Origin of the sequence: uncultured Stenotrophomonas sp., assembly GCF_963519925.1 — a bacterium.
GTDB classification, from domain to species: Bacteria; Pseudomonadota; Gammaproteobacteria; order Xanthomonadales; family Xanthomonadaceae; genus Stenotrophomonas; species Stenotrophomonas maltophilia_AE.
On the sequence record NZ_CAUQPH010000174.1, the window covers coordinates 1 to 6,458 of the forward strand.

The 6,458-nt window shown below is 67.7% G+C and carries 6 protein-coding genes and 1 pseudogene; 5 read left to right on the plus strand and 2 right to left on the minus strand.

Annotated elements, in window-relative coordinates; all coding sequences use genetic code 11:
* Positions 1 to 339: pseudogene (locus RWO33_RS18380) on the minus strand (energy transducer TonB); the annotation flags it as partial.
* The gene (gene gshB, locus RWO33_RS18385) at positions 336 to 1,286 is read right to left on the minus strand and encodes a glutathione synthase (protein WP_314106670.1); all 951 of its coding nucleotides are present in this window, start codon (positions 1,284 to 1,286) and stop codon (positions 336 to 338) included. The pseudogene RWO33_RS18380 and the gene gshB, both read right to left, overlap by 4 nt.
* A 248-nt stretch (positions 1,287 to 1,534) precedes the next feature.
* Between gshB and pilG the strand changes: the two genes are divergently transcribed.
* From pilG to RWO33_RS18410, 5 genes are all read left to right on the plus strand, one after another.
* A complete protein-coding gene (gene pilG, locus RWO33_RS18390; protein WP_145479455.1) occupies positions 1,535 to 1,936 on the plus strand; it encodes a twitching motility response regulator PilG in 402 nt (133 codons plus the stop codon).
* An 18-nt stretch (positions 1,937 to 1,954) separates the two neighbouring features.
* The gene (locus tag RWO33_RS18395) at positions 1,955 to 2,317 is read left to right on the plus strand and encodes a response regulator (RefSeq protein WP_314106673.1); all 363 of its coding nucleotides are present in this window, start codon (positions 1,955 to 1,957) and stop codon (positions 2,315 to 2,317) included.
* Positions 2,317 to 2,847, plus strand: coding sequence for a chemotaxis protein CheW (locus tag RWO33_RS18400; protein ID WP_145479457.1), 531 nt, complete (start codon positions 2,317 to 2,319; stop codon positions 2,845 to 2,847). The genes RWO33_RS18395 and RWO33_RS18400 overlap by 1 nt, the downstream gene beginning before the upstream one ends.
* Before the next feature lie 43 nt (positions 2,848 to 2,890).
* On the plus strand, positions 2,891 to 4,927 hold the full coding sequence (locus RWO33_RS18405) for a methyl-accepting chemotaxis protein (protein WP_145479458.1): 2,037 nt from the start codon (positions 2,891 to 2,893) through the stop codon (positions 4,925 to 4,927).
* A gap of 94 nt (positions 4,928 to 5,021) precedes the next feature.
* Positions 5,022 to 6,458, plus strand: a 1,437-nt coding sequence (locus tag RWO33_RS18410) for an Hpt domain-containing protein (RefSeq protein WP_314106676.1), incomplete at its 3' end; no start/stop codon positions are given.

A 6,458-nucleotide genomic window follows, 5' to 3' on the forward strand; every position in this document is an offset into this window, starting at 1 on the left:
CGCTGCATCCTGGCGCTGCTGCGGCACCGGCGACAGCCCCGCCTGCGGCTGCGGCACGATCCCGGCCTGGTTGTCGCGCGGGCGCTGCGCCTTGTCGTGGTCGCCGCCGCCCTGCTGGCTGGCCTGGGCCAGGAAGTCGGCCTGCTTGGGCGTCAGTGGCGTCTGGGTCTGGCTGAAGATCACATCCAGGGTGGGCACCAGTGCCGCGTTGTCGCTGACCGCAAAGCCCACCCCCAGGATCAGTAGCGCATGCACCAGCAGCGACAGCGCCAGGGTCGCGCCCAGGCGATGCGATTCGTGGGCCTGCAGCGGCACCCTCGGATCGACCACCGTGCTCATCGCGGCAGGCTGGCCTCGATCGCATCGAACAGGGTGCCGGCGATGTTCAGGCCGAACTGCGCATCCAGCTCGCGCACGCAGGTGGGGCTGGTGACATTGACCTCGGTCAGGTAGTCGCCGATCACGTCCAGGCCGACGAAGCGCATGCCCCGGCGCTTCATTTCCGGCCCCACCTGGGCGGCGATCCAACGGTCGCGCTCGCTCAACGGACGGCCTTCGCCGCGGCCGCCGGCGGCCAGGTTGCCGCGGAACTCGTCGCCCTGCGGGATGCGCGCCAGGCAGTAGTCCACCGGCTCGCCATCGACCAGCAGGATGCGCTTGTCGCCGGCGGTGATGTCCGGGATGAACTTCTGCGCCAGGGCCAGCTTGCGCTCGCCGTCGGTCAGCGTTTCCAGGATCACGTTGAGGTTGGGGTCGCCGGTGCCGCTGCGGAAGATCGAACGCCCGCCCATGCCGTCCAGCGGCTTGAGCACGGCCTGGCCGTGTTCGAGCACGAACGCCTTCAGGTCGGCGTGGCGACGGCTGACCAGGGTCGGCGGGCAGCACTGCGGGAACAGCAGGGCGGCCAGCTTCTCGTTGTAGTCGCGCAGGCCCTGCGGGTCGTTGACCACCAGCGCCCCGGCCTGCTGGGCCACGCCCAGCACCTGCGTGTCATAGATGAATTCGGCGTCGACCGGCGGATCCTTGCGCATCAGCACCACCTGGCCGGGGCCGAACGTGGTCTGGCTGAATTCGCCAAGCGTGAACCAGTCACTTTTGTCGTCGCGCACCTGCAGCGGCGCGGTGCGGGCCACCGCCACGCCGTCGCGCAGCGCCAGGCCGCCGGGGCTGACGTAGTGCAGGGCGTGGCCACGGCGCTGCGCTTCCAGCAGCATGGCGAACGTGGTGTCCTTGGCGATCTTGATATGGGCGATGGGGTCCATCACCACGATGACATTCAACGGCATGGTCGCAACCTGGCGGGCAGGCGCTGATGGTAGCGGCAATGCGTCCGCGCTGCCTGCCCCGGGCGGCGGAACGCAGCATCCGGCGTCTTCACGCTTTGCGCAGTTCCGGCCCCGGTGGCGGCCCGGGAGGTGTGTCTGGCGCGGCTTGGGAAGCACACCCTTGATGACGGCCGCGTGGTGGGATATAGATACGCTTTCGCAGCGGCGCCGGACCAAAGCAGAAGCGTCGCGCGCTCGGGGAAAAGGTAATGACTGAAAACATGACTGCGGGTGGGGAACTCGCAGGGCTCAGGGTCATGGTCATCGACGATTCGAAGACCATTCGACGTACCGCTGAAACACTGCTCAAGCGCGAAGGCTGCGAGGTGGTGACGGCGAACGATGGTTTCGAGGCGTTGGCCAAGATTGCCGACCAACAGCCGCAGATCATCTTCGTCGACATCATGATGCCCCGCCTGGACGGCTATCAGACCTGCGCGCTGATCAAGAACAACCAGTTGTTCAAGTCCACGCCGGTGATCATGCTGTCCTCCAAGGACGGCCTGTTCGACAAGGCGCGCGGGCGCATCGTCGGCTCGGAGCAGTACCTGACCAAGCCTTTCACGCGTGAAGAACTGCTGGGTGCCATCCGCACATACGTAAACGCCTGACCAGGGGGGAAAGGCACAATGGCTCGAATCGTTCTGATCGAGGACTCACCGACCGACCGGGCGGTGTTCATCCAATGGTTGACCAAGGCCGGGCACGAAGTGCTCGAGGCCAGCAACGCCGAGGACGGGATCAAGCTCGTACAGGAACACCACCCGCAGCTGGTGCTGATGGACGTGGTGCTGCCGGGCATGAGCGGCTTCCAGGCCACCCGCGCGCTTAACCGCGACGAGAAGACCAGGTCGATCCCGGTCATCATCGTCAGCACCAAGGCGATGGAAACCGACAAGGCCTGGGGGCTGCGCCAGGGCGCGGCCGCCTACATGGTCAAGCCACCGCGCGAGGACGAGCTGATCGCGCAGATCAACCAACTGGTGTCCTGATGCGTTCTCCCTTCGACATCCTTGAAGCCTACGAACGGCGCAGCCTGGCCCATGCGGTGCAGCTGCCCGAGCGGCAGTTCTCCCAGGACCTGTGGCGCGGCGTCGGCTATCGGGTCGGCAAGCGCCACCTGGTGTCGGACTTCCGCGAAGTGGTGGAAATCGTCCCGATGCCGCCGATCACTCCGGTGCCCGGCGCACAGCCGTGGCTGCTGGGCGTGGGCAACCTGCGCGGCAACCTGTTCCCGGTGGTCGACCTGAAGTACTTCATGGAAGGCGAGCGCACCGTGCAGCAGGAAGGGCAGCGCGTGCTGATCATGCGCCAGGCCGGCGGTGACGTGGCCCTGACCATCGACGAGCTGTTCGGACAGCGCAGCTTCGAGCTGGAGCAGGACACCGGCATCGGCGAACTGGCCAGCGGCCGCTATGCCCATTTCGTCGACCGCGCCTTCCACGGCGACGGGCGCGACTGGGGCGTGTTCTCGTTGTCGCTGTTGTCGCGTACCCCCGAATTCAGGCAGGCCGCGGCATGAACGCTGCTGCCTTCCTTACCGTATTGAAGATCGAGGTTGAACGATGAGTACTTCTTCGGAAACCGCCAAGGCCGGCAAGCTGGGCTCGGTAGGCACCAATTTCTGGCTGGGTCTGCTGGCCCTGTCGCTGATCGTGTTCGGCCTCAACACCGGCGTGGCCACCTGGCAGGGCAGTCGCCTGGCCGGCGCCAGCACCGGCGCGGCCGACCTGCAGGTGCTGTCGCAGCAGCTGGCCAACCAGGGCCGTGAAGCGGTCTCGGGCAACGCCCAGGCCTTCACCGCCTTCAAGGACACCAAGACCCGCATCGAAAGCACCGTGAGCAGCCTGCAGGGCCGCTACGGCAGCGAAGCGAACGTGTCCGGCCCGCTCAACCAGCTCACCCAGACCTGGGAGCCGCTCGGCAAGAGCGCGGCGCAGCTGGTCGCCAGCGAACCGGCGGTGCTGGCCCTGGCCGGCAACGCCAACAACTTCGTCAACGGCGTTCCGGCGCTGCAGGCCCAGCTCAATGAAGTGGTCCGCGCCATGTCGGCCGGCGGTGCGCCGGCGTCGCAGGTGTACAACGCGCTGCAGCAGGTCGTGGTGGTGGGCTCGATGGCCCGCCGCGTGACTGAAATGCGCGCCGGCGGTGGCAACGCCGCCGCCGCGGGCGACGCGCTGGCCCGCGACTCGGTGGTGTTCACCCAGGTGCTGGACGCGCTGCGCAACGGCAACGAGGAACTGGGCATCGCTCCGGTCCGCAACGCCGGCGCGCTGGCCGCGCTGGAGCAGTCGCAGAAGCAGTGGGACACCATGAAGCAGGACGCCGACGCGATCCTGGCCAGCTCGCGCCAGCTGTTCTCGGCGCAGTCCTCGGCCGCGGCGCTGACCGCCGGCTCGGGCAAGATGCTGGACGACAGCAAGAAGCTGTTCGAGGCCTTCTCCTCGTTCGGTTCGGTGCGCGACACCCGCCTGTTCCCGAACTTCTGGCTGGGCGTGATCTCCGGCGCGCTGTCGCTGATCGCCATCATCGGCTTCGTCAGCAGCACCGTGCGCAGCCGTTCGCGCGAACAGGAACTGCGTTACCAGACCCAGGTGGAATTCAACAGCCGCAACCAGCAGGCGATCATGCGGCTGCTGGACGAAATCAGCTCGCTGGGTGAAGGCGACCTGACCGTGAAGGCCTCGGTGACCGAGGACATGACCGGCGCCATCGCCGACGCAATCAACTACGCCGTGGACGAACTGCGCCACCTGGTGACCACCATCAACGACACCTCGGCCAAGGTCGCCGTGTCCACCCAGGAAACCCAGGCCACCGCCATGCAGCTGGCCGAAGCGGCCGGCCACCAGGCCAACCAGATCACCTCGGCGTCGGACCGCATCGGCGAAATCGCATCGAGCATCGAACAGGTGTCGCGCAACTCGGCCGAGTCTGCCGACGTGGCACAGCGCTCGGTGGTGATCGCCGCCGAGGGTGCCGGCGTGGTGCGCGAAACCATCCAGGGCATGGACCAGATCCGCGACCAGATCCAGGAAACCTCCAAGCGCATCAAGCGCCTGGGCGAGTCCTCGCAGGAAATCGGCTCGATCGTGGAACTGATCAACGACATTTCCGAGCAGACCAACATCCTGGCACTGAACGCGGCCGTGCAGGCAGCGTCGGCCGGTGAAGCCGGTCGCGGTTTCGCCGTGGTGGCCGACGAAGTGCAGCGCCTGGCAGAACGCACCTCCGGTGCGACCCGACGCATCGAAAACCTGGTCCAGGCGATTCAGGCCGATACCAACGAAGCGGTCAGCTCGATGGAACAGACCACCGCCGAAGTGGTGTCCGGTGCACGCCTGGCCGAAGACGCCGGTACTGCGCTGACCGAAATCGAACGCGTGTCCAACGCGCTCAACAACCTCATCAAGAACATCTCGATCGCCGCCCAGCAGCAGTCGTCCGCCGCCTCCGACATCACCCGCACCATGGGCGTGATCCGTCAGATTACCGGCCAGACCTCGCAGGGTGCGGGACAGACCGCCGAGTCGATCGGTCATTTGGCACAGCTGGCGGCCGACCTGCGCCGCTCGGTTGCCGACTTCAAGCTGCCGGCGTGAGCCGCGGGCAGGGCGGAGAGGGAAGGAATCAGCAGATGATGCATCGCGAGAAATCACAGCACGACACGCGCGCGCCCCTGCCGGGAGACCCGGCATGAGCACGCTGCGCGATGCCATGAGCAACGCCGCCCTGGGCTGGGTCAAGCCGGAGCTGGACGAGACCCTGCGCCAGGTGCGCAACGAGGTCGAGTATTACGCCGAGGATCCGGCCGATGGCAGCCGCATGCGCTTCTGCGCCGGCTACCTGCACCAGGTGCAGGGCACCCTGCGCATGGTCGAGCTGTACGCCCCGGCGATGGTCGCCGAGGAGATGGAACAGCTGGCCAACGCCATCGGCGCCGGCGAGGTACCCGACCGCGACGAAGCCTGCGCCACCCTGATGCGCGGCAGCGTGCTGCTGCCCGATTACCTGGAGCGCCTGCAGAACGGCCACCGCGATATTCCGATCGTGCTGCTGCCGCTGCTCAACGACATCCGTGCCGCGCGCGGCGCGCCGGGCATCAATGAAAGCGTGTTGTTCGCGTTCGCCCCGGACAGCGCCACCGCCACCGAGGCCGAACTGGACCATGCGCGCGGCAGCCTGAGCGGTCGCAACCGCGAGCTGCTCGACACCGTCGGCAACGCGGTCAAGGAAGAACTGCTGCGCATCAAGGACGCGCTGGACCTGCACCTGCGTACCGGCGGCGAGCCGGCCCAGCTGCAGACCCAGGTGGATGAACTCGGCGCCGTGGCCGACACGCTGGGCATGATGGGCCTGGGCGTGGCCCGTGGCGTGGTCGTGCAGCAGCGCGACGCGCTGCGCGGCGTGGTGAGCGGTGAGCAGCAGATCGATGAGACCCTGCTGCTGGATATCGCCGGCGCCCTGCTGTACGTGGACGCCTCGCTGGACGATCAGGTGGCGCACCTGGGCGCCGGCGGCAGCGGCGAAGACGACCCGAGCGCGGCCGAAGGCCGCCGCACCGTGGAAATCCTCGCCCACGAAGCGATCGCCAACTTCGCCGCGGCGCGCGAACATTTCGTCGCCTTCATCGAGACCAACTGGAACCACCAGCAGCTGCATGAAGTGCCGCGCCTGCTCGGCGAGGTCGCCGGCGCGCTGCGCATGCTCGACCTGGCGACCCCGGCCGATTACCTGCAGGGCGTGCGCCAGTACATTTCGGTCGAACTGATCGGCCGCCAGCGCGTCCCCAGCGGGCGCCAGCTGGACACGCTGGCCGATGCCATGGCCAGCCTGGAGTATTACCTCGAAGCCCTGCGCGAACGCCGGCAGGGGCGCGAGGACATCCTCGACATCACCCGCACCAGCCTGGAAACGCTGCGCTACTGGCCGCTGCCGGACGAGAACGCGGTGCCGACCGATGCCAGCGCCGAAGCGCTGCCAGTCGCCCCGGAACACGTCGAGCTGACCGGCTGGGACGCGCCCGTGGCCACGCCGGTGGAGATCGCCGTGACCCCCGCCGCGCCGGCGCCCGGGAACGTGCCGCCGCCGTCGTTGCCGGACATCACCTTCGAGCCGCTGCCCGCAGCCGCC